This window comes from Streptomyces sp. NPDC102467 (assembly GCF_044765445.1).
Classification (GTDB): domain Bacteria; phylum Actinomycetota; class Actinomycetes; order Streptomycetales; family Streptomycetaceae; genus Streptomyces.
Map to the genome: position 1 here is coordinate 257,957 of NZ_JBIWKA010000003.1, position 23,011 is coordinate 280,967.

Genomic DNA, 23,011 nt, shown 5'->3' on the forward strand with positions numbered 1-23,011 from the left:
TACATGCTCCGCAGGCTCTGTACTGCAAGGGAAACCAAACTGCAACTTGCGGCGAGCTTAGCACGCAGGGAGTGGAAAGCAATAGGGGGCAAGATCACGTCACCCGGAGGTTTGACGGAGGCCCGAAGTGGCCCGAAGTGGGTCGTCCGGTGTCGCGCGTGACCCGGAGCGCGCACCGTATCTCATGGGGTCTAGCCTCGCCGATGTGGACAATTCTCCCGAGACTCCTCAGACCGCTCGGCCCACCCGGCCGCGCGTCGGCCACATCCAGTTCCTGAACTGCATGCCTCTGTACTGGGGCCTCGCCAGGACCGGATCGCTCCTCGACTTCGAGCTCACGAAGGACACCCCGGAGAAGCTCAGCGAGAAGCTGGTGCAGGGCGATCTGGACATCGGTCCGATCACCCTCGTCGAGTTCCTGAAGGCCGCCGACCAGCTGGTCGCCTTCCCCGATCTGGCCGTCGGCTGCGACGGGCCCGTGATGTCCTGCGTGATCGTGTCGCAGGTGCCCCTCGACCAGCTCGACGGGCGGCGCGTGGCCCTCGGCTCCACGTCGCGTACGTCGGTCAGGCTGGCGCAGTTGCTGCTCGCCGAGCGGGTGGGCGTACAGCCCGAGTACTACACGTGTCCGCCCGATCTGGGCCTGATGATGCAGGACGCGGAGGCGGCCGTCCTCATCGGGGACGCGGCGCTGCGGGCCAACCTCCACGATGCTCCGCGGCTCGGGCTCCAGGTGCACGATCTGGGCGCCATGTGGAAGGAGTGGACGGGGCTGCCGTTCGTCTTCGCCGTGTGGGCCGCGCGCAAGGAGTACGCCGCGCGCGAGCCGGCCATCACGCGCCAGGTGCACGAGGCGTTCCTGTCGTCGCGGGACGTGTCGCTGGAGGAGGTCACCAAGGTCGCCGAGCAGGCGGCGCGCTGGGAGGTCTTCGACGAGGCCGTTCTGGAGGAGTACTTCACGACCCTCGACTTCCGGTTCGGTACGGCGCAGCTGGAAGGCGTCACGGAGTTTGCGCGGCGGGTCGGCCCGACCACCGGATTTCCCGCGGACGTGTCGGTGGAACTCCTCGCGCCGTGAACGCGCACGCCGTGCCGTGATCCCTTTGTCGGACTCGCACTGAATTCGGTAGCCCGTTCCATGGAATTCCTATGAACGCCGCTACCGAATTCAGTGGGCCCGGTATGAAATCACGGTGAACGCACGGTATTCGTGCCGCGCGACTACGCTGCTGGGGCACGCGCGCGTAGATGGGCGCGTAGTGGGGCAGAGGCCGGGGGAGGTTCACGGGATGCAGCCGCTTGAGGCCGACGAACCGACGACTGTGGGTCCTTACCGTCTCCTCGGCAGGCTCGGGCACGGCGGTATGGGCCGGGTGTATCTGGGCCGCAGCGCGGGCGGCCGGACCGTCGCCGTGAAGGTGGTGCATCCGCACTTCGCGCTCGACGAGGAGTTCCGGGAGCGGTTCCGGCGCGAGGTGGACGCGGCGCGGCGGGTCGGCGGGGCGTGGACCGCGCCGGTGCTCGACGCGGACCCGGGGGCGCGGGTGCCGTGGGTCGCGACGGGGTATGTCGCGGGCCCCTCGCTCGCGCAGGCGGCCGGTGACGGCAGGACGCTGCCCGAGCACTCCGTACGGGTCCTCGGCGCGGGCCTCGCGGAAGCGCTGGCGGCCGTGCACGGACTGGGGCTCGTGCACCGGGACGTGAAGCCCTCCAACGTGCTGCTCACCGTGGACGGGCCGCGCCTCATCGACTTCGGCATCGCCCGCGCCACGGACGGCACCGCCTCCCTCACCTCGACCGGCGTCTCCATCGGCTCGCCCGGCTACATGTCGCCCGAGCAGATCCTCGGCAAGGCGGTCACGGGCGCGGCGGACGTCTTCTCGCTCGGCGCGGTCCTGGTGTACGCGGCGAAGGGAGCATCCCCTTTCCCCGGTGACTCGTCCGCCGCGCTGCTCTACAAGGTCGTCCACGAAGAGCCCGAACTCGGCCCGCTGACAGGCGAGTTGCGGGAGGTCGCGGCGGCCTGCCTGGCCAAGGACGCCGCCGCGCGGCCCGCGCCGGAGGAGGTCGCGCGGCGCCTCGCGCCCGAGGGGGCGGCCCGGCTCGTCGCGGCGGGCTGGCTGCCCGGCGCGCTGGTGGAGCAGGTGTCGCGCAGCGCGGTGCAGCTCTTGGACCTCGAAGGCGCCCCGGCGGCGGCCCCGTCATCGGGCCCGGTCGGCTTCACCAGCGCCTCGGTGACCGGGAGTTCGGCCGCGCCGGGCGTCTTCGGACCGCCGGACCCGGCGTACGCGGCGGTGCCGGTGCCACGTACCGGGGCGCCGCCGGAGGAGCCGCGGGACGCCGCGCCGGGCCGGTTCTCCGTCTCGGTGTCGGCGACCTCCTCGCCCACGCCCGGCAACGGCCGGGGCCGCAGGCTGAGTTGCTCGGTGGCGCTCGCGGTCGCGGGCGCGCTGGCACTGGTCACGGTCGGCGGGGTGTTCGTGGCGAACATGCTGCCGGACAACCACCCCGGACATCAGGGCGCCGGGTCGGCCGACAGTGCGGCCCCCTCGACGTCGGCCCCGGGACCGGCGAAGCCGACGGCCGTGCCCGCGTCCTACCTCGGCGCGTGGGACGGCCCGGCCGTACAGGCGGGCATCCCCTTCGGCACGTTCCGGGTCGACCTCAAGCAGGCGGCCGTCGGCGAACAGGTCGGCAAGGTGACGTCGACCGACCCGCTGGGCATCCGGTGCGTCGACGTACTGACGCTGAAGTCCGCCACCGACAAGGAGCTGGTGGCCGGGGGCCGGGCCGCGCCGGACAACCCCGGAACCTGCGCCAAAGGAACCCACACCGTGCACCTCACGCGCGACGGCGCCGCCCTGAAGTACACCTCGCGGTATCCGCAGGCGGGCGACCCCACAGCGGACCTCGACCGGATCGGCTGACGCCAGACGTGCTGAGCATCCTCGCCGCCCTGTGGGGCGCCGCCATCGGAGTGCTGCTGCCGCGGCCCGCGTACCGCCTCTCCGTGGAGCCGGAGGAGCCGTGGCGTGCCGAGGACCCCGCGGGGCGGCCGATCCGCGGCTGGCTCGGCACCGCGCGCTACGGGCCGAGCACCCTGGTCCTCTCGTTCTGTGCGGCTCTCGCCTGTGCCCTGCTCGCCGCGGCCACCGGCACCCGGCCCGAACTCGGCGCCTGGCTGCTGCTCGCCCCCCTCTGCGTGCTGCTGGCCACCGTCGACTTCGCCGTGCACCGCCTGCCGGACGTGCTCACGCTGCCGCTCGCCGCCCTCACGCTGCTCGCCCTCGGGGCCGCCGCCGCACTGCCCGAACCGGGCGGTTCGTGGCGCGGCGCGCTGTTCGGCGCCGCGGGGCTCTGCGGCGGTTACCTGCTCCTGCTCCTCATCTACCCGAAGGGCATGGGCTTCGGGGACGTGAAGCTGGCGCTCGGACTCGGGGCCGCCCTCGGCTGGTACGGGTGGGGCGTGCTGTTCATCGGAGCCTTCGCGGGAGTGCTGTTCAACTCCCTGTACGCGGGGGTCCTGGTCGTGTCCCGGCGCGCGGGCCGCAAGTCGGAGATTCCCTTCGGGCCCTTCATGATCATGGGGGCCTACGTGGGGGTTCTGCTGGGTGCACTGGCCGCCTGACGTACGCTGAGACGGTCCGCCCTGACCCTGTTCAGAACCTCCGAAAGGGGCACACCCGGTGACCGAGAAGGCCGCTCTTCAGTCTGTCCTCGACCGTGCCGCCGCCGGTGGGCGGATCACCCCCGAAGAGGCCGTCGACCTCTACCGCGACGCCCCGCTGCACGCGCTCGGCGCCGCCGCCGACACGATCCGCCGCCGCAAGTACGCGGGGATCGAGCACATCGCGACGTACATCATCGAGCGCAACATCAACTACACGAACGTGTGCGTCACCGCGTGCAAGTTCTGTGCCTTCTACGCCGCCCCGAAGGACACCAAGAAGGGCTGGTCCCGGGACCTCGACGACATCCTGCGCCGCTGCGCGGAGACGATCGAGCTCGGCGGCACGCAGATCATGTTCCAGGGCGGGCACCACCCCGACTACGGCGTCGAGTACTACGAAGAGCACTTCGCGGCCATCAAGAAGGACTTCCCGCAGCTCGTCATCCACAGCCTGGGCGCTTCGGAAGTCGAGCACATGGCGCGGATCTCGAAGGTGTCGGTCGAGGAAGCGATCCAGCGCATCCACACCGCCGGCCTCGACTCCTTCGCCGGCGCCGGTGCCGAGCTGCTGCCCGAGCGTCCCCGCAAGGCCATCGCCCCGCTGAAGGAGTCCGGCGAGCGCTGGCTGGAGATCATGGAGGCCGCCCACAACCTGGGCGTCGAATCCACCTCCACCATGCTCATGGGCACCGGCGAGACGAACGCCGAGCGCATCGAGCACCTGCGCATGATCCGCGACGTACAGGACCGGACGGGCGGCTTCCGCGCCTTCATCCCGTACACGTACCAGCCGGAGAACAACCACCTCAAGGGCCGCACGCAGGCCACGCTCTTCGAGTACCTGCGGATGATCGCGATCGCCCGGATCTTCCTCGACAACGTCCAGCACATCCAGGGCTCCTGGCTGACGACCGGCAAGGAGGTCGGCCAGCTCTCCCTGCACTACGGCGCCGACGACCTCGGCTCGATCATGCTGGAGGAGAACGTCGTCTCCTCGGCCGGTGCCAAGCACCGCTCCAACCGCATGGAGATCATCGACCTGATCCGCAAGGCCGGCCGGGTCCCCGCGCAGCGCGCCACCACCTACGAGCACCTCGTCGTGCACGACGACCCGGCGAACGACCCGGTCGACGAGCGCGTCATGTCGCACATCTCCTCCACCGCGATCGACGGAGGCACGGCTCACCCCGAGCTGAAGCTCGTCGCCACGAACTAGGGCCTACGTAACTACGTGCTGACACTTCACGTCACCGCCGAGACCTCCGTCCTGGTGGACGGGGCGCAGATCAAGGCGGTCGGCCCGTACGAGGAACTCGCCGCCGCCGAGCCGGGGGCCCGGGTCAGGCGCTGGCCCGGCATCCTCACGCCGGGCCTGCTCAACCCGTACGGCCCGGAGATCCTGGAGCACACCTACCACCCCGATCCGCGCGAGGCCGACACGTACGGCACCCTGCCGATCGGCGGGGAGCGGGCGCGGGAGATCTTCCGGGCGCACCCGGCCGCGCTGGGTGCCAGTGCCCGGCGCGGAGTGCAGCGCTTGTTCGCGCACGGCACGGTGGCCCTGGCGGGTGAGGTGCGGGCCAAGGCGGCCCTGGACGTGGCGAAGCGCTCCGGCCTCGTCTTCGCCGCACGCCCCGACCGGCTGCGCGGACCCGTCTCCCTGTCGCCGAAGCCGCTGGTGCTGCTGCCCGGTCTCGCCGTGGGCGGCCCGGCCCGGTTCGCGGTGTTCGACGTGGCGGACCGGGAGGACCTGGTCCGGCGCGGAGCCGCTACCTGCGTGGCGACCGTGATCGGCGGGCGGCTGGTGTTCCGGGCGCGCTGAACCGCCGGTCAGCGGTGGCGCTCGAAGGACAGGCAGTCCCGGGCCTCGCCGGGTCGCGGGGCGGTGCACGTGGTGTCGGCCGTCGCGACGTCGGCCCACGTCTCGATCCGCGAGCAGGCGATGACGACCTTGCCGTCGGCCGCAGGACTCGGCAGCGGGCTCGGTGTCGTGCAGTCCGCGGGCCGCCCGGTCGGAGACGCCGACGGTGTGGGCCGTGACGGCTGCGAACCGCTCGTCGGCTCGACCCCGCCGCCCAGCGCCTGCGTCGCCACCCAGCCGCCCGCCACCAGCACCACCCAGACCCCGGCCACCCGGACCCGTACCTGTCTTCGCGTCGCCAACTCGCCCACCCCCATGATCGGTTCGACCGACCCGCATCCTAGACAGGTACCGGTCGCCCAGGGTCAGAGCCCTTCCTGCCACAATGGGCGGGTGACCCGCGCATCCCTGGACAAGCAGCCGCACGAAGTCGCTTCGATGTTCGACGACGTGGCGGAGAAGTACGACCTCACGAACGACGTGCTCTCCCTCGGGCAGGCGCGGCTGTGGCGCAAGGAGGTCGCGAGGGCGGTCGACGCGCGCCCGGCGCAGAAGGTCCTCGACCTGGCCGCCGGCACCGCCACGTCCTCGCAGCCGTTCGCGCGGGCCGGTGCGTACGTCGTGCCCTGCGACTTCTCGCTCGGCATGCTCAAGGTCGGCAAGCGGCGCCACCCGTGGATGCCGTTCACCGCGGGCGACGGTGCGAAGCTGCCGTTCAAGGACGACACGTTCGACGCGGTGACCATCTCCTTCGGGCTGCGCAACATCCAGGACACCGACCAGGCGCTGCGCGAGCTGTACCGCGTCACCAAGCCGGGCGGCCGCGTCGTCATCTGCGAGTTCAGCCACCCGACGTGGGCCCCGTTCCGCACGGTCTACACCGAGTACCTGATGCGGGCCCTGCCGCCGGTCGCGCGCGCCGTCTCCTCGAACCCGGACGCGTACGTCTATCTCGCCGAGTCGATCCGCAACTGGCCCACGCAGCCCGAGCTGGCCGCCCGGCTCCAGGGCGCGGGCTGGTCCCGGGTGGCCTGGCGCGACCTCACCGGCGGCATCGTCGCATTGCACCGCGGTATCAAGTAAGTCGCGTTCTGTGCAATGCAGTTGACGGGAACCACCGCGCGGGAAAGATGTGTCCGTTGATTACGTGGTGACGTCCGGTGACGGTGCGTCACCCGGTCGTCCCCGGATCATCAGGGAGCTTCCCGATGGCGTCGTTCTGCCCGCACTGTGGAGCCGAGGCTCCTGAAGAGGCCCGCTTCTGCATGAGATGCGGGCGCGAACGATCCCCGGCCACGCCCCCGCCACCGCCCGCCGCCCCACCTGGCGCCCCGCCGGGCGCCCCGCCCGTCCCTGTCGCGGCCCCCACCAGTGGTGCCCCCACACCACCACCGCCTGCCTACGCCCCGGGCCCCGCTCAGCCCTCGGCCTTCGGGCAGTTCCTCGGCCGGGCGCTGCGCGGCGACTGGGCCGGGGCGGCGCAGGCCGCGCTGTGGCCGGTCGGGCTGCTGCTGATCGCCGCGTTCGCCCTCGCCATCCCCTCGTACGGGCAGGATTCCGACCACGTCGTCGTCGGCTTCGCGGACCGGATGCGCATCGCGCTGGCCGCCCTGCTCCAAGGCCTCGGCGGCAGCCTGGAGGTCTCCGGCGGCAGCTCCGGCGGGTCGCTGTACGACAGTGGCTACGACTCCGGCTCGTCCGGCAGCGCCTCGGGCTCCGTGATCCCGCTCCTGGTGACCGTGGTGTGGATCGTGGCGCTCGTCATCGGCGTACGGATGCTGCGTACTCGCCTGTACGCGCGGATCGTGCCGGGAGCACCCGACGGAGCGAGCGCGGGCCTCGAAGCGGCCGTCCGCGTCGCCCTGCTGGTGACCGGCGCGACACTGGTGCTCGCGCTGATCGGGCAGCCGGACATCCAGGGCGTCTCCCTGTCCACGGCGCCGTTCCTGACCGCGCTGTGGACGCTGCTGCTCGCCCTCGGGGTCGCCGGGGGCGTGCTCCACGGCGACGACCTGAAGTACCGGGTCGCGGCGGCCCGGCCGGGCGTGCGGATGGCGGTGCGGGCCTTCGGCACGGCCGTGCGCGCCATGGGGTGGGTGCTGCTGATCGCCCTGGTACTCGGCTGGATCGGGCTCGCGATCTTCGGCGAGGACGGCGGCTCGAACCCGTCCGACCTCGCCGACTCCTCCGACGACGGCTCGACCGCGGCGGCGCTCGGCGCCGTCCTGATGATGCTGCCCAACCTCGCTCTCGGCGTGCTCGGCCTCTGCTGGGGCGCGCCGCTGGAGGTCGAGGGCCGCGGCTCGTCGTCGTTCGGCAGCGGCGGCTACGAGAAGGAGTCGTTCGGCCTGTCCCGGCTCGGCGACCAGCTCGGCTCGGGGGCGCTGGCCTACGCCCTCGCCGTCGGCCTGATCTGTGCCCTGGTCATGGGTGTCCTGACCGCCCGGCGCTCCCTCGACCGGCGGGAGCAACTCCTGTCCGCGGGGCTCTTCTTCGGCCTGTTCCTGCTGCTCGCCGGCGTCGGTGGCCTGGCCGCGGAATTCACCGGGGACCTCGACTACCTCGGCAGCGGGGCGGGCCGGATCGAGCTGGGCCTGAGCGTGCCGGACGCGCTGCTGTTCGGGCTGCTGTGGGTCGGCGGCGCCGCGTTCCTCGCGCCGTACCTGATGCAGATGGCGGGGGTCGGGACCGGGATCGTACCGGCGCCGGTCCCGGCGATGCCCGGTCGGACGCCGGTGGAGGGGCAGGCCACGATGCCCGGCCAGGCCCCTCCGCCGCTCCCGGGTCAGGCCCCGGCGGCGTACGGATACCCACCGGAGCAGGCCACGGACCCGTACGATCCGGGCGCCGTCCACCTCGCCCCACCGCCCGCGGGCGGCCCGCGGCCGAAGCGGAACGTCGGCATCTGGGTCGGCACCATCGTGGGCACGTTCGTCATCGGCGGCGGTGCCGCGGCCGGTGTCCTGCTGCTCCAGGACGACGGCGGTGACGACGGCAACGGCGGCGCCGGCAAGAAGGACGCGAAGGGCAACGGGCCGGTCGCGACCAGGACGCAGGACTCCGGCGACCCGGCCGCGTCACCGACTCCGACACCCGCACCCACCTCGACGGCGTCGACCGACGTCGCCGCGCCCACCGGGGTGGCCGAGATCCCGGCCGGCTACCACCAGGTCGTCGACGAGAAGGGCTTCTCCTTCGTCATCCCGGACGTGTGGGACCGCCTCGGCGTCGAGAGGGACAGCCAGATCACGTACGCGGGCAGCACCGGCATGGAGAAGTACGTCGTCGGCGTCATCCCGAACGCGGACTACACGTCGTACGGCAATCTCCTCGCCATGGAGAAGCACCTCAAGGAGGACAAGAACAAGACGAACTACCGACGCATCCTCCTGGACACGAACACCTTCCAGGGCGTGGACGGCGCCCGGTGGGAGTACACGTACGAGAACGAGGCCGGGCAGACTGTCCACGGCGTCGACCAGTCGTACATCGTCGCCGACGGCACCGAGTACACGATCTTCCTCACGGGCAAGGACGACATGTGGTCAGACCTGGCGGGCACCTACCAGATCGGACTCGACTCCTGGCGGCTCACGGACACGGAGTGAACGGCTCGGCCGGTTCGCTCAGTTCACGGCGGATGCCACCGCCCCGCGGGCCCGGCTCGCGGGGCACGCGCACGCCCGCGCCCCCGCCCCCGCCGCCCTCGCCCAGGTCGAACCAGATCGTGACCGCCGCGTCCCGGGGGACCTCGACGCCGGGCGGCGGATACTGCCGCACCACGTAGTCGACGGTCGTCATCGGGAAGTCGGGCCGGTCAGGGGTCGCGAGCCGCACGCCATGGCCCTCGGCCGTGCTGCGCGCGTCGACTGCCATCAGACCGACCAGTTTCGGAACCCGGACTTCCGGTGGGTTCTCGGGTGGTGTGTGCACAGAGGTCACCCCCAGGAGGTACCGGAAGGGTAGCCCCGCGGAGCGCCGCGCGAAACGGCCCGTAACGACGCGACCGTCGCAACTCCCGCCGCCTGGCGACCAGGTGCCAGGGCTCACAACTCCAGGCGGAAGCAGTGGCCCTGCCGGCCGGACGGGGTCACGAACGTCTCCGTCCGCTCCATACCGAGCCGGCGGGTCACCGCGATCGAGCGCTCGTTGAGCGCGTCGACCATCGCGACGACACTGCCGATGCCCGACGCCCGGACCCGCTCCAGGGTGGCGAGCGCGGCAGCCGTGGCGTACCCCTGGCCCCAGTACGCGCGGCCGAGCCGCCAGCCGATCTCGATCTCGCCGGCCGGACCCCACGCGTGGGGCCACGGCTGGGCGCCCGTGAACCCGATGACCTGGCGGGATCCGTCGGTCATCGTCCACAGGCAGACCCCGTGCTCGGCGTCGTGCCGGCGCTGGCGCGCGGTCAGCTCCTCGTACACGGACAGCTCGGCCGAGGCGCCCCCGTGGAACTCCATGACGTCGGGGTCGTCGAACACCCGGTGCCAGGCGAAGGCGTCCTCGTGGGTGGGGACGCGCAGATCCACGGCGGGCAGGACTCGACTCATGGGCTGGCCCTTCGGCTGGGTGATCGATGCCGCTGAATAGACTGCCCATGTCCGTGCCGCACGGCACACTCTTTTCGAGCCTTGGGGAGAACCCGCAGTGACCGAACCCAAGACCCTCTCCGAATACAGCGCAGACGTGATCGTCGTCGGAGCCGGTCCTGCCGGTTCGACGACCGCCTACTACCTCGCGAAGGCGGGGCTCGACGTCCTGCTCCTGGAGAAGACCGCGTTTCCGCGCGAGAAGGTCTGCGGTGACGGTCTGACGCCCCGTGCCACCAAGCAGCTCGTCTCCATGGGCATCGACATCTCCGAAGAGGCGGGCTGGCTGCGCAACAAGGGCCTGCGCATCATCGGCGGCGGCGTCCGCCTCCAGCTGGACTGGCCCGACCTGGCCAGCTACCCGGACTACGGCCTGGTCCGCAAGCGCGACGACTTCGACGAGCAGCTCGCCCGGCAGGCGCAGAAGGCGGGCGCCCGGCTGTACGAGCGGTGCAACGTCGGGGCGCCGATCGTCGACGACCGCACCGGCCACATCACGGGCGTGCACGCCAAGCTCGGCGACGAGAAGACCGCGGTCACCTTCCACGCGCCGCTCGTCGTCGCCGCCGACGGCAACTCCACGCGGCTTTCCCTCGCGATGGGCCTGCACCGGCGCGAGGACCGGCCGATGGGCGTCGCGGTGCGTACGTACTTTGAATCGCCCCGCCACGACGACGACTACCTGGAGTCCTGGCTGGAGCTGTGGGACCGGCGCGGCCCGGGCGAGGACCGCCTCCTGCCCGGCTACGGCTGGATCTTCGGCATGGGCGACGGGACCTCCAATGTGGGCCTCGGCATCCTCAACTCCTCCAAGGCGTTCAAGGAGCTGGACTGGCGCGAGGTCCTCAAGGCCTGGTGCGCGTCGATGCCGGCGGACTGGGGGTACACCCCGGAGAACATGACGATGCCGATCCGCGGCGCCGCCCTGCCGATGGCCTTCAACCGCCAGCCGCACTACACCAAGGGTCTGCTCCTGGTCGGTGACGCGGGCGGCCTGGTCAACCCGTTCAACGGCGAGGGCATCGCGTACGCCATGGAATCGGGACAGATCGCCGCCGATGTCATCGTGCAGGCCCACGCCCGCGCCACCCCCGCCCAGCGCGAACTCGCCCTCCAGCGCTACCCGAAGGTGCTGAAGGACACCTACGGGGGTTACTACACGCTGGGCCGCGCCTTCGTGAAGGTGATCGGCAACCCGAAGATCATGAAGATCGCGACGCAGCGTGGCCTGACCCACCCGATCCTGATGAAGTTCACGCTGAAGATGCTCGCGAACCTGACGGACCCGACGGGCGGCGACGCCATGGACCGCATCATCAACGGGCTGAGCAAGGTGGCACCGAAGGCGTAGGCCGTCCGTACGTCGCCGAAGGCGTGAGAGGTACGCCGATTTGGCGGCGTTGCGGTGCAGGGGCAGGGTGGAACCATGATTTTCATCGCCGTGAAGTTCACCGCCCGCCCCGAGCACGCCGACTCCTGGCTGGAGAAGACCGCCGCGTTCACCGCCGCGACCCGCGCCGAGGAGGGCAACCTCTTCTTCGACTGGTCCCGCAGCGTCGATGATCCGCACCAGTACGTCCTCCTGGAGGGCTTCCGGGACGGCGACGCGGGCGCGGCGCACGTCTCCTCCGCCCACTTCAAGGACGGCCTCGCGGCCATGGCGCCGCTCATCGCCGCCACTCCCGAGATCATCAACGCCGATATCCCGAACGAGGGTTGGGGCGCGATGGGGGAGCTGGCTCCGCAGGGCTGAGCCCGACCCGTGATGTTCCTGTGACGCGTCTGTGGGCAACGATCAGCCCGCGCGCGGAGTCGAAAAGGGGTGTGCCGCGAACCGGCACCCCCCTTTTTTTCGACTTCGATGAGAGAGCGTTGATGAGACGTCACATGCGCCGCTCCGCCTTCCGCGCGGCCCTCGGGCTCGCCGCGGCCGTGGCTCTGTCCGGCGGCGGGCTCGCGGCCGCCGCGCCCGCGCTCGCCGCCGACGCCCCGCTGACCGTGGCCATCACCGGCGAGAACCGGGTCGACCTGTCCTTGCAGGGCGACAACGGCGACGCGACGGAGCCCCAGGTCACCCTGCGGCTCGCGGCACCGGGCAGCGACGAGCCGGGCGACGACGGCGTGATACCCGTCGTCCACCACGGCGACTACAAGATCAAGATCGACGCCACGGGGCTCAAGGGCGTCGCCGCCGTCAAGCTGCCCTGCGAGGCGAGCGGCCTGACCGCCGAGTGCGCGGGCAACGAGATCAACGCGGGCGAGGACTACAACCGGCTCGGCGGCATCCGCCTCGACATCAACAGCGAGAGCGCGGCGGGGGACTTCGGCTCCATCAAGGTCACCGGTGAGGGCGAGGGCGTCGACTTCACGCCGCTGAGCATCGACGTCCTGGTGGGCGGCCCGGAGTTCCTCGGCCACAAGCTGACCGAGCCGACGGGCTTCAAGGCCGGTGACACGTACGAGGCGCCGGTCGGCTTCCGCAACGCGGGCGGCATGGCGGCCGAGGGCGCGGTGCTCCGCTTCCACGGCTCGCGCGGTCTGAGCTTCCCCGACAGCTACGGCAACTGCGCGTACAAGGCGACCACCGACGGCCCGCTGCTGCGCCAGGGCACGGACGCGATCTGCACCTTCCCCGGCACCTACAAGGCGGGCACGGCCTACGCCCTCGCCGAGCCGCTGAAGGTGAAGACGGCCGACTTCGCGCTCTACGACATCGTGAACTACGGCTTCTCCGCGGTCGCCCCGGCCAGGGCGAAGGCGCTCCTCGACGGTGACGGCTACACGCCCGGCACCGGCGCGCCCCTGACGCTCAAGGAGGCTTCGGGCACCGCCCCGGCCGACTACACGCGCTACGCCGAGCTGGACCTGCCCAGCACCAACACCTATGACCTGGTGCTGACCGGCGCCGCCGCGAAGGGCGCGGTGGGCGACACGGTGAAGGCGGAGATCGGCTTCCGCAACGACGGACCGGGCTGGCTCAGCGCGCTGCGCTCAGGCGGCGAGCCGATCGTCTTCACGGTCGAGGTGCCCAAGGGCGCAAAGGTCACGAAGGCTCCGGACCGTTGCAACCTCACCACGATCGAGGAGGGTGTGAAGGGCTACATGTGCTGGGTGGACACCCCGCTCCTGGAGGACGCGAAGCTGACGTTCCCCTTCGAGTTGCGCATCGACAAGGTCGTGAAGGGCGCCAAGGGCAAGGTGGCGCTGCCGGCCTGGGACAACCCGAGAGAGCCGGAGCAGTCCAACAACACCGCCTGGATCGTCCTCAACGGCACCGACGCCGGGCAGTCCGCGGGTGGCTCGTCCGACGGCGGTTCCTCCGCGAGCCCGTCCCCGAGCGCGAGCGGCGATACGTCCGGTTCTTCTGCTTCCTCCGGTACGTCCGGTAACTCCGGCTCGTCCGGCGGTAATTCCGGCGAGCAGGGCTCGGGCTCGGGCGGCGGACTCGCGCTGACCGGCGCCGGTGGCGTACTGCTCATCGGCGGCGCCGCTGTCGTCGTCCTGGGCCTCGGCGCCGCGGTCGTCCTCGTGATGCGCCGCAGAGCCGCCTGACGCCGCGCACACGACGCGCGAAGGCCGCCGCACCCGGAATGGGGTGCGGCGGCCTTCGCCGTACGTACAGAGGCCCTCAGGGGACGCAGGGGCCTACAGGGGACGCAGAGACCTCAGAGGACGCGGACCGCGCCGCTCGCCGGGTAACCGGACAGGTCCTGGATGACGACGCCCTTGGAGGGGTTGGCGGCGTCCAGGTACTGGCCGTTACCGATGTAGACGCCGACGTGGTACGCCGAGCCCGCGCCGCCCCAGTACAGGATGTCGCCGGCCTGGATGCTGGACAGGGGGATCGACGTGCCGGCGGTCGACTGCTCCTGCGAGGTGCGCGGCAGGTCCACGCCGGCCTGCTTGAACGCGGCCTGGACGAGGCCCGAGCAGTCCCACGAGTTGGGGCCCGTGCCACCCATCACATACGCGTCGCCGACCTGGGACTGCAGGAAGCTCAGGACGCCGCCGACGGAACCGCTGGCCGGGGCGACCGCGTTCGTGGAGGCGGTGGAGAGCGTCGTGCGCACGCTGGAGCGGGAGGAGGCCTGCTCGGCGGCCTCGCGCTCGGCCTTCGCCTTGGCGGCGGCCTCGGCCTTCTTCTTGGCCTCCGCCTTCTTCTCGGCGGTGGCCTGGTCCTTCTTGGCCTGCTTTGCGGCGTTCGCGAAGGCCTCGTCGCGCTCGGCCTGGAGCTGGTAGTTGGCCGCGGCCTGCTGGGTGGCGTCCGCGGACTGGGCTACCTGGGAGGACAGGTCGGTGGTGAGCGTCGGCAGCTCGATGGTCTGCGTGACCGGCTCGGCCGCGCTCGCCGCACCGGACGCACCAGCCACTGCCAGGGTGCTGAGGACGCCACCGGTAACTCCGGCACGCAGGGCCATTTTCGAGGCGCTGCGGCGGGGCTTGCGGTGGCTGGGTATGTGAGCGGTGTGGGACATGAGTACAACCGCTATCAGGGGTTCACGGTTCCCATCAAGAAACGTGTGGTGCGCCACAGTTGTGAAGCCGCGGCGTGAATCCCGGGTGCGACGGCCCTTATTGACGCCGTAAAGGGCAATTTGGACAGCCATGATCGAGGCTGTGATCACGCTGTTTCCGCAATACGTCCGAATTGCCCGACGCTTACCACTCGTTGACACCGTTGGCCAAGCCCGGTTTTCGGGACACCCTCCAGCGCGTGACACAGGTCACATGGGACCCCTAGGGGTAGCCCCTCGCGTCCACTTCCGTCCACACCTCTCCCTCGAATGCGTGAACGGCGTCCACTATCAGCCACCGCCGTCCAGCGCCAATTTGCCTACGGATCCCGCCGCTTGATATTGCGGCACGCCTCTCACCAGCGACGACGAGGCAAGTTGTCACCTCTGGTGATCACTCAGGCGCTTCGAGTGTGAAGATCACCGCTCATCCGACTTCATGATCCTTCGTCAGGTGGCAGAGATCACAAAGTAGTTGGCGCACCCCGTGTCGCAGATCACAGAGTGCCGGGCATAGGATGCGGGGCAAGTTGGGGCTTGTGACCTGCTTCACATGTAAGCGATCTTCGACCGTTTACGAGGTCACGGACCCGTGCAACATCCGCCAGCAGTCAGTGCCGACTGAGAGGAGCGAGGAGCGGTGAACGCGTATGCGCCCATCCTCGTACTGGGAGCCCTCGGGGCAGGCTTTGCGATCTTCTCCGTGCTCATGGCCACGCTTATCGGCCCAAAGCGGTACAACCGGGCCAAGCTTGAGGCCTATGAGTGCGGGATCGAACCGACCCCCACGCCGGCCGGTGGCGGGCGCTTCCCCATCAAGTACTACCTGACGGCGATGCTCTTCATCGTCTTCGACATCGAGATCGTCTTCCTTTACCCCTGGGCCGTCACCTTCGACGCCCTGGGGGTGTTCGGGCTCGTAGAGATGCTGCTCTTCGTGCTCACCGTCTTCGTCGCGTACGCGTACGTATGGCGGCGCGGCGGCCTGGAATGGGACTGAGCCCCGTATAGGGGAGACCAGGAGCCACAGACCAATGGGACTCGAAGAAAAGCTGCCGAGCGGATTCGTCCTGACCACCGTCGAGCAGGCCGCGGGATGGGTGCGCAAGTCATCCGTCTTCCCTGCCACGTTCGGGCTCGCGTGCTGCGCCATCGAGATGATGACGACGGGCGCGGGGCGCTACGACCTGGCGCGGTTCGGCATGGAAGTGTTCCGCGGATCGCCCCGCCAGGCGGACCTGATGATCGTCGCGGGCCGGGTGAGCCAGAAGATGGCGCCCGTCCTGCGCCAGGTCTACGACCAGATGCCCAACCCCAAGTGGGTCATCTCCATGGGTGTCTGCGCCTCGTCCGGCGGGATGTTCAACAACTACGCGATCGTGCAGGGCGTCGACCACATCGTGCCGGTCGACATCTATCTGCCCGGCTGCCCGCCCCGGCCCGAGATGCTGATGGACGCGATCCTCAAGCTCCACCAGAAGATCCAGTCCTCCAAGCTCGGCGTGAACGCCGAGGAGGCGGCCCGTGAGGCGGAGGAAGCCGCGCTCAAGGCGCTCCCGACGATCGAGATGAAGGGGCTGCTGCGGTGAGTGACGCGCAGAACGACGGGGTCAACCCCGAGAAGGACCTGAGTGCCGCCAACCTCCCGGGGCAGCGCGGCGACCAGGGCGAGGAGATCCGCGTCCAGCGCGGCATGTTCGGCGCCAACAATGGTGGCGATACCTCTGGATACGGCGGACTTGTCCGCTCGGTCCGGCTGCCCGGCGAGACCGCCCGCCCCTACGGCGGCTGGTTCGACGAGGTCGCCGACGAGCTGGAGGGCGCCCTGGAGGAGCAGGACCTCGTGCCCGGCACCGTCATCGACAAGACGGTCGTCGACCGCGGCGAGCTCACCTTCCACATCGAGCGCGAGTACTTGCTCCGCGTGGCGCAGACGCTGCGCGACGACCCGGCGCTCCGCTTCGAGCTGTGCACCGGCGTCTCCGGGGTGAACTACCCCCACGACAAGGGCCGCGAGCTGCACGCCGTCTACCACCTGCGCTCGCTCACCCACGGCCGGCTGATCCGCCTCGAAGTGTCCATGCCCGACGCGGACCCGCACGTTCCGTCCCTGGTCCCGGTGTATCCGACGAACGACTGGCACGAGCGCGAGGCGTACGACTTCTTCGGCATCCTCTTCGACGGCCACCCGGCGCTGACGCGGATCATGATGCCGGACGACTGGCAGGGCTTCCCGCAGCGCAAGGACTACCCGCTCGGCGGCATCCCCGTCGAGTACAAGGGCGCCCAGATCCCGGCTCCGGACCAGCGGAGGTCGTACAGCTGATGACTACTCCCCACGCAACTCCGCGCGCGACCACCGAGGGCACCGTATATACGGTCACCGGTGGCGACTGGGACGAGGTCGCCCAGTCCGCCGTCAAGTCCGACGACGAGCGCATCATCGTCAACATGGGGCCCCAGCACCCGTCCACGCACGGTGTGCTGCGACTCATCCTGGAGATCGACGGCGAGACGGTCACCGAGGCCCGCTGCGGCATCGGCTACCTGCACACGGGCATCGAGAAGAACCTCGAGTACCGCACGTGGACGCAGGGCACCACGTTCGTGACGCGCATGGACTACCTGACGCCGTTCTTCAACGAGACGGCGTACTGCCTCGCCGTCGAGAAGCTCCTCGGCATCGAGGACGAGATCCCCGACCGCGCGAGCATCATCCGGGTCCTGCTCATGGAGCTGAACCGGTTGTCCTCGCACCTGGTCTGTATCGCCACCGGCGGCATGGAACTCGGCGCGACCACGATCATGATCTACGGCTTCCGTGATCGTGAACTCATTCTCGACCTCTACGAGCTCATCACCGGCCTGCGCATGAACCACGCGTACATCCGGCCCGGCGGACTCGCCCAGGACCTGCCGCCCGGCGCGGTGGACCAGCTCCGCGAGTTCGTGAAGAAGATGAAGAAGAACCTTCCCGAGTACGACAAGCTCGCCACCGGGAACCCCATCTTCAAGGCCCGTATGCAGGACGTCGGTTACCTGGACCTCTCGGGCTGCATGGCCCTCGGCGCCACCGGACCGATTCTGCGCTCCGCCGGTCTGCCGCACGACCTGCGCAAGACGGACCCGTACTGCGGATACGAGAACTACGACTTCGAGATCCCGACCGCGGACTCCTGCGACTCCTACGGACGCTTCCTGGTCCGCCTGGAGGAGATGCGCCAGTCGCTGCGCATCGTCGAGCAGTGCCTGGACCGGCTCGCCCCCGGCCCGGTCATGGTCGGCGACAAGAAGATCGCCTGGCCCGCTCAGCTGGCTCTCGGCCCCGACGGTCTCGGCAACTCGCTCGACCACATCAAGAACATCATGGGTACCTCCATGGAGGCCCTCATCCACCACTTCAAGCTGGTGACCGAGGGCTTCCGCGTCCCGCCGGGGCAGGCGTACACCGCCGTGGAGTCACCCAAGGGCGAACTGGGCGTGCACGTCGTCTCCGACGGCGGCACCCGCCCCTTCCGGGTCCACTTCCGCGACCCGTCCTTCACCAACCTTCAGGCGATGGCGGCGATGTGCGAGGGCGGCCAGGTCGCCGACGTCATCGTCGCCGTCGCCTCCATCGACCCCGTGATGGGAGGCGTCGACCGGTGACCACCAGTTCTTCGGAGCAGGGCGTCAGTCTGGGCATGCCCCAACTGCCCGCGCCCGCCTACCCGGACGACGTCCGAGCCCGGCTGGAGACGGACGCGAAGGAGATCATCTCCCGCTACCCCGGTTCCCGCTCGGCGCTGCTCCCGATGCTCCACCTCGTCCAGGCGGAGGAGGGCCACGTCACGCGCACCGGCATGCGGTTCTGCGCGGACCTGCTCGACCTGACCACCGCCGAGGTCACGGCCGTCGCGACCTTCTACTCGATGTACCGGCGGGCCCCCAGCGGCGACTATCAGGTCGGCGTCTGCACCAACACCCTGTGTGCCGTCATGGGCGGCGACGCCATCTTCGAGTCGCTCCAGGAGCACCTCGCCGTCGGCAACGGCGGCACCACGGACGACGGCAAGATCACGCTCGAGCACATCGAGTGCAACGCGGCCTGCGACTTCGCCCCCGTGGTGATGGTCAACTGGGAGTTCTTCGACAACCAGACGCCCGAGTCCGCCAAGCGGCTCGTCGACGACCTGCGCGCGGGAGCGCAGGTGTCACCGACGCGCGGCGCCCCCTTGTGCACCTTCAAGGAGACGGCGCGCATCCTGGCCGGCTTCCCCGACGAGCGCCCCGGCGCCGTCGAGGCGAGCGGCAGCGCGGGCCATGCCTCGCTGACGGGCCTGCGCCTGGCCAAGGGCGAGGCGTCGCCCGCGCGCGTGGTCCACCCGCGCGGTGAGGCCACGGAGAGCGGACAGCCCCATGAACCGTCGCCCGCCGAGCACTTGAGCTCGCACGACGCGCCGCAGGACACATCGGCCTCCGACCCGTCCCACCCGGCGGGTCCCGCCGCCGAGGAGGGGGAGTGATGACCTTGGCAGCCGAGATCGACAACAACGACACCAGTCCGGAGAAGCTGCTCGCACCGGTCCTGTCGGCCTTCTGGGACGAGGACAAGTCCTGGTCTTTGGATGTGTATCGCCGCCATGACGGCTACGAGGGGCTGCGCAAGGCCCTCGCCATGTCGCCGGACGATCTCATCGCTTACGTGAAGGACGCGGGGCTCCGCGGACGTGGTGGCGCCGGTTTCCCGACCGGGATGAAGTGGCAGTTCATCCCGCAGGGAGACGGCAAACCGCACTATCTAGTTGTCAACGCCGACGAATCGGAGCCGGGGACCTGCAAGGACATCCCGCTCCTCTTCGCGAACCCGCACAGCCTCATCGAGGGCATCGTGATCGCCTGTTACGCGATCCGTTCCGAGCACGCGTTCATCTACTTGCGCGGTGAAGTGGTCCCCGTACTGCGGCGGTTGCACGAGGCCGTGCGCGAGGCCTACGCCGCGGGGTATCTCGGGCAGAACGTCCTGGGCAGCGGCCTCAACCTTGAACTCACCGTGCACGCCGGCGCAGGCGCGTACATCTGTGGTGAGGAGACCGCACTCCTGGACTCGCTCGAAGGCCGCCGTGGTCAGCCGCGACTCCGCCCTCCTTTCCCTGCGGTCGCGGGCCTCTACGCGTGCCCCACTGTGGTGAACAACGTCGAGTCCATCGCGTCGGTTCCCGCGATCATCAATCGCGGAAAAGACTGGTTCAAGTCGATGGGCAGCGAGAAGTCCCCGGGCTTCACGCTCTACTCGCTCAGCGGCCACGTGGTCTCGCCCGGCCAGTACGAGGCCCCGCTCGGCATCACGCTGCGCCAGCTCCTCGACATGAGCGGCGGCATCCGGCCGGGGCACCGCCTCAAGTTCTGGACACCGGGCGGCAGTTCGACCCCGATGTTCACCGAGGAACACCTCGACGTCCCCCTCGACTACGAGGGTGTCGGCGCCGCCGGATCGATGCTCGGCACCAAGGCGCTGCAGTGCTTCGACGAGACGACGTGCGTGGTGCGCGCGGTCACCCGGTGGACCGAGTTCTACGCCCACGAGTCCTGCGGCAAGTGCACGCCGTGCCGCGAAGGGACCTACTGGCTCGTCCAGTTGCTCCGCGACATCGAGGCCGGCAAGGGCTCCCTGGACGACCTCGACAAGCTGAACGACATCGCCGACAACATCAACGGCAAGTCGTTCTGCGCCCTCGGCGACGGCGCCGCCTCGCCGATCTTCTCCTCGCTCAAATACTTCCGCGAGGAGTACGAGCAGCACATCACGGGCAAGGGCTGCCCCTTCGACCCGGCCCGCTCGACGCTCTGGGCGGACGGGACCGACAAGCACCGCACGGAGGTGAACGCGTGACTGTGACCACAAGCGCTCCCTCCGGGGGCGGCGAGGCGGCCGTTCCGCCGGAGGACCTCGTCTCGCTGACGATCGACGGCATCGAGATCAGCGTGCCCAAGGGCACCCTGGTCATCCGGGCCGCCGAGCTGCTCGGCATCGAGATCCCCCGGTTCTGCGACCACCCGCTCCTCGACCCGGCCGGCGCCTGCCGCCAGTGCATCGTGGAGGTGGAGGGCCAGCGCAAGCCGATGGCATCCTGCACCATCACCTGCACCGACGGCATGGTGGTCAAGAGCCAGCTCTCCTCGCCCGTCGCCGAGAAGGCGCAGCACGGCGTGATGGAGCTGCTGCTCATCAACCACCCGCTGGACTGCCCGGTCTGCGACAAGGGCGGCGAGTGTCCGCTGCAGAACCAGGCTATGTCGCACGGCCAGTCGGAATCGCGCTTCGAGGGCAAGAAGCGCACCTACGAGAAGCCGGTCCCGATCTCCACGCAGGTACTGCTCGACCGCGAGCGGTGCGTGCTGTGCGCCCGCTGCACCCGGTTCTCGAACCAGATCGCGGGCGACCCGATGATCGAGCTGATCGAGCGCGGCGCGCTCCAGCAGGTCGGCACGGGCGAGGGCGACCCCTTCGAGTCGTACTTCTCCGGGAACACCATCCAGATCTGCCCGGTCGGGGCGCTGACCTCGGCGGCGTACCGATTCCGCTCCCGGCCCTTCGACCTGGTGTCGTCGCCGTCGGTGTGCGAGCACTGTGCCGGTGGCTGCGCGACCCGCACCGACCACCGGCGCGGCAAGGTCATGCGCCGCCTCGCTGCCAACGAGCCCGAGGTCAACGAGGAGTGGATCTGCGACAAGGGCAGGTTCGGCTTCCGGTACGCGCAGAAGCCGGACCGGCTGACGACTCCCTTGGTCCGTGACGCCGACTCCGGTGAGCTGCGGGCCGCCTCCTGGCCGGAGGCGCTGGAGGCCGCCGCCCGCGGGCTCGTCGCGGCGCGCGGCAGGACCGGTGTCCTCACCGGGGGCCGGCTGACGGTCGAGGACGCCTACGCGTACAGCAAGTTCACGCGCGTCGCCCTCGACACGAACGACATCGACTTCCGCGCGCGCGTGCACAGCAGCGAGGAGGCGGACTTCCTCGCCGCGCGGGTCGCGGGCCGCGGCCGTGATCTGGACGGCAGCGGAGTCACGTACAAGAAGCTGGAGAAGGCCCCCGCGGTGCTTCTCGTGGGCTTCGAATCGGAGGAGGAGGCGCCCGGCGTCTTCCTCAAGCTCCGCAAGGCCTGGCGCAACCACGGGCAGAAGGTCTTCTCGATCGCTACGTATGCGACGCGTGGCCTGGAGAAGGCGGGCGGCACGCTGCTGCCCGCCGCGCCGGGCACCGAGACCGAGTGGCTGGACGCGCTCGCCTCCGGCGTCGGCCTGGAGGACGGCGGAGAGGCCGCCGCGACGGCGCTGCGCACCGAAGGCGCCGTGCTCGTCGTCGGCGAGCGGCTCGCGGCCGTCGCGGGCGGACTCACCGCCGCCGTGCGGGCCGCGGCCGCGACCGGCGCCGAGCTGGTGTGGGTCCCGCGGCGCGCAGGTGAGCGCGGCGCCGTCGAGGCGGGCGCGCTGCCGTCGCTGCTGCCGGGCGGCCGTCCGGCGACCGACCCGCGCGCGCGGGGCGAGGTCGCCGCCGCCTGGGGTGTGGCCGAACTGCCGCACCGCTTCGGGCGGGACACCGGCCAGATCGTGGAGTCCGCCGTCACCGGCGAACTGCTGGCCCTCGTCGTGGCGGGAGTCGAGGTCGCCGACCTGCCGAGCCCGGTACGCGCGCGTGAAGCGCTTCACGAGGTGGGTTTCCTGGTCTCCCTCGAACAGCGGCCCAGCGAGGTCACCGACCACGCGGACGTCGTGTTCCCGGTGGCCGCGGTCGCCGAGAAGGCGGGCACGTTCCTCAACTGGGAGGGCCGGGCCCGGATGTTCGAGGCCGCGCTCAAGCCCGAGCAGATGACGCGCCGCGTCGCGCCCACGGACGCGCGCGTGCTGCAGATGCTGGCCGACGCCATGGACGTACACCTGGGGCTGCCCGATCTGCGCGCCGCGCGCGGGGAGCTGGACCGTCTGGGCAACTGGGACGGGCCGCACGCGACCGAACCGCTGGACACCGGCGCCCAGTTGCCGCATCCGGCCTCCGGTGAGGCCGTTCTCGCCGGGCACCGGCTGCTGCTCGACCAGGGCCGTCTGCAGGACGGCGACGACGCGCTCGCCGGTACGCGGCATGCCGCCCACGCGCGCGTGTCCGCCGCCACGGCCGCCGAGATCGGTCTGCGGCACGGCGACGCGCTGGCCGTCACCGGGCCCGCGGGCGCGGTCGCTCTGCCTCTCCAGGTCACGGAGATGCCGGACCGTGTGGTGTGGCTGCCGCTCAACTCCGTCGGCGGCGGCGTCGCTTCGGACACCGGTGCCGTCCCCGGCGACCTGGTGAAGATCGGCCCGGCGCCCGCCGCGGCCCCGGAGGTGCAGTCATGAGCCCCACGGC

General features: G+C 70.4%; 21 protein-coding genes. 17 read left to right on the forward strand and 4 right to left on the reverse strand.

Features of this window, described 5'->3' with window-relative positions; translation table 11 throughout:
* Positions 1-184: 184 nt before the first annotated feature.
* The 5 genes from ACIREE_RS07075 to ACIREE_RS07095 all read left to right on the forward strand — a co-directional run bounded on the left by ACIREE_RS07075 (position 185) and on the right by ACIREE_RS07095 (position 5,492).
* Positions 185-1,078, forward strand: coding sequence for a menaquinone biosynthetic enzyme MqnA/MqnD family protein (locus tag ACIREE_RS07075; RefSeq protein ID WP_404147461.1), 894 nt, complete (start codon positions 185-187; stop codon positions 1,076-1,078).
* A 211-nt stretch (positions 1,079-1,289) separates the two neighbouring features.
* Positions 1,290-2,927, forward strand: a complete 1,638-nt coding sequence (locus ACIREE_RS07080) for a protein kinase (protein ID WP_404147463.1) — start codon at positions 1,290-1,292, stop codon at positions 2,925-2,927.
* 8 nt (positions 2,928-2,935) lie between these two features.
* A complete protein-coding gene (locus ACIREE_RS07085; protein ID WP_404147466.1) occupies positions 2,936-3,628 on the forward strand; it encodes a prepilin peptidase in 693 nt (230 codons plus the stop codon).
* 58 nt (positions 3,629-3,686) lie between these two features.
* Positions 3,687-4,886 carry a cyclic dehypoxanthinyl futalosine synthase gene (gene mqnC, locus ACIREE_RS07090; protein WP_404147469.1) on the forward strand — a complete coding sequence of 400 codons (1,200 nt, stop codon included), beginning with the start codon at positions 3,687-3,689 and terminating at the stop codon, positions 4,884-4,886.
* A 15-nt stretch (positions 4,887-4,901) separates the two neighbouring features.
* On the forward strand, positions 4,902-5,492 hold the full coding sequence (locus tag ACIREE_RS07095) for a hypothetical protein (RefSeq protein WP_404147472.1): 591 nt from the start codon (positions 4,902-4,904) through the stop codon (positions 5,490-5,492).
* Between the two features lie 8 nt (positions 5,493-5,500).
* On the opposite strand, the gene ACIREE_RS07100 is transcribed toward ACIREE_RS07095, so the two are convergent.
* Entirely contained in the window at positions 5,501-5,833 is a 333-nt protein-coding gene (locus ACIREE_RS07100; protein ID WP_404147475.1) for a hypothetical protein, read from the reverse strand.
* A gap of 91 nt (positions 5,834-5,924) precedes the next feature.
* On the opposite strand from ACIREE_RS07100, the gene ACIREE_RS07105 reads away from it, so the two are divergent.
* The gene (locus ACIREE_RS07105) at positions 5,925-6,614 is read left to right on the forward strand and encodes a demethylmenaquinone methyltransferase (protein WP_404147478.1); all 690 of its coding nucleotides are present in this window, start codon (positions 5,925-5,927) and stop codon (positions 6,612-6,614) included.
* 125 nt (positions 6,615-6,739) lie between these two features.
* A complete protein-coding gene (locus tag ACIREE_RS07110) occupies positions 6,740-9,139 on the forward strand; it encodes a zinc-ribbon domain-containing protein (RefSeq protein ID WP_404147481.1) in 2,400 nt (799 codons plus the stop codon).
* On the opposite strand, the gene ACIREE_RS07115 is transcribed toward ACIREE_RS07110, so the two are convergent.
* Both ACIREE_RS07115 and ACIREE_RS07120 read right to left on the reverse strand, forming a co-directional pair.
* Complete coding sequence (locus tag ACIREE_RS07115) at positions 9,123-9,407, reverse strand: PASTA domain-containing protein (RefSeq protein ID WP_404147483.1); 285 nt, start codon at positions 9,405-9,407, stop codon at positions 9,123-9,125. The genes ACIREE_RS07110 and ACIREE_RS07115 overlap by 17 nt on opposite strands.
* A gap of 170 nt (positions 9,408-9,577) precedes the next feature.
* Complete coding sequence (locus tag ACIREE_RS07120) at positions 9,578-10,081, reverse strand: GNAT family N-acetyltransferase (protein ID WP_404147486.1); 504 nt, start codon at positions 10,079-10,081, stop codon at positions 9,578-9,580.
* Positions 10,082-10,178: 97 nt separating this feature from the next.
* Between ACIREE_RS07120 and ACIREE_RS07125 the strand changes: the two genes are divergently transcribed.
* The 3 genes from ACIREE_RS07125 (at position 10,179) to ACIREE_RS07135 (ending at position 13,672) form a co-directional block, all read left to right on the forward strand.
* Positions 10,179-11,471, forward strand: a complete 1,293-nt coding sequence (locus ACIREE_RS07125; RefSeq protein ID WP_404147489.1) for a geranylgeranyl reductase family protein — start codon at positions 10,179-10,181, stop codon at positions 11,469-11,471.
* A 75-nt stretch (positions 11,472-11,546) separates the two neighbouring features.
* A complete protein-coding gene (locus tag ACIREE_RS07130) occupies positions 11,547-11,873 on the forward strand; it encodes a putative quinol monooxygenase (RefSeq protein WP_404147492.1) in 327 nt (108 codons plus the stop codon).
* 134 nt (positions 11,874-12,007) lie between these two features.
* Positions 12,008-13,672 carry a hypothetical protein gene (locus ACIREE_RS07135; RefSeq protein WP_404147495.1) on the forward strand — a complete coding sequence of 555 codons (1,665 nt, stop codon included), beginning with the start codon at positions 12,008-12,010 and terminating at the stop codon, positions 13,670-13,672.
* Positions 13,673-13,785: 113 nt separating this feature from the next.
* Here the strand turns inward: ACIREE_RS07135 and ACIREE_RS07140 are convergent, their stop codons facing one another.
* Positions 13,786-14,595, reverse strand: a complete 810-nt coding sequence (locus ACIREE_RS07140; protein WP_404147497.1) for a C40 family peptidase — start codon at positions 14,593-14,595, stop codon at positions 13,786-13,788.
* 679 nt (positions 14,596-15,274) lie between these two features.
* Between ACIREE_RS07140 and ACIREE_RS07145 the strand changes: the two genes are divergently transcribed.
* Genes ACIREE_RS07145 through ACIREE_RS07175 form a run of 7 tightly spaced genes read left to right on the forward strand, consistent with a single transcriptional unit; the run spans position 15,275 to position 23,001 of the window.
* On the forward strand, positions 15,275-15,634 hold the full coding sequence (locus ACIREE_RS07145) for an NADH-quinone oxidoreductase subunit A (protein WP_404147500.1): 360 nt from the start codon (positions 15,275-15,277) through the stop codon (positions 15,632-15,634).
* A gap of 34 nt (positions 15,635-15,668) precedes the next feature.
* On the forward strand, positions 15,669-16,223 hold the full coding sequence (locus ACIREE_RS07150) for an NADH-quinone oxidoreductase subunit B family protein (protein ID WP_363192716.1): 555 nt from the start codon (positions 15,669-15,671) through the stop codon (positions 16,221-16,223).
* Entirely contained in the window at positions 16,220-16,960 is a 741-nt protein-coding gene (locus ACIREE_RS07155; protein WP_404147503.1) for an NADH-quinone oxidoreductase subunit C, read from the forward strand. The genes ACIREE_RS07150 and ACIREE_RS07155 overlap by 4 nt, the downstream gene beginning before the upstream one ends.
* Positions 16,960-18,282: an NADH-quinone oxidoreductase subunit D gene (locus ACIREE_RS07160; RefSeq protein WP_404147505.1), complete on the forward strand. Its 1,323-nt coding sequence runs from the start codon at positions 16,960-16,962 to the stop codon at positions 18,280-18,282. Before ACIREE_RS07155 ends, ACIREE_RS07160 begins: the two co-directional genes overlap by 1 nt.
* Complete coding sequence (nuoE, locus tag ACIREE_RS07165; protein ID WP_404147508.1) at positions 18,279-19,139, forward strand: NADH-quinone oxidoreductase subunit NuoE; 861 nt, start codon at positions 18,279-18,281, stop codon at positions 19,137-19,139. Before ACIREE_RS07160 ends, nuoE begins: the two co-directional genes overlap by 4 nt.
* On the forward strand, positions 19,139-20,506 hold the full coding sequence (gene nuoF, locus ACIREE_RS07170) for an NADH-quinone oxidoreductase subunit NuoF (RefSeq protein ID WP_363192712.1): 1,368 nt from the start codon (positions 19,139-19,141) through the stop codon (positions 20,504-20,506). Before nuoE ends, nuoF begins: the two co-directional genes overlap by 1 nt.
* Positions 20,503-23,001, forward strand: coding sequence for an NADH-quinone oxidoreductase subunit G (locus ACIREE_RS07175; RefSeq protein ID WP_404147511.1), 2,499 nt, complete (start codon positions 20,503-20,505; stop codon positions 22,999-23,001). The genes nuoF and ACIREE_RS07175 overlap by 4 nt, the downstream gene beginning before the upstream one ends.
* The last annotated feature ends 10 nt before the right edge of the window (positions 23,002-23,011 follow it).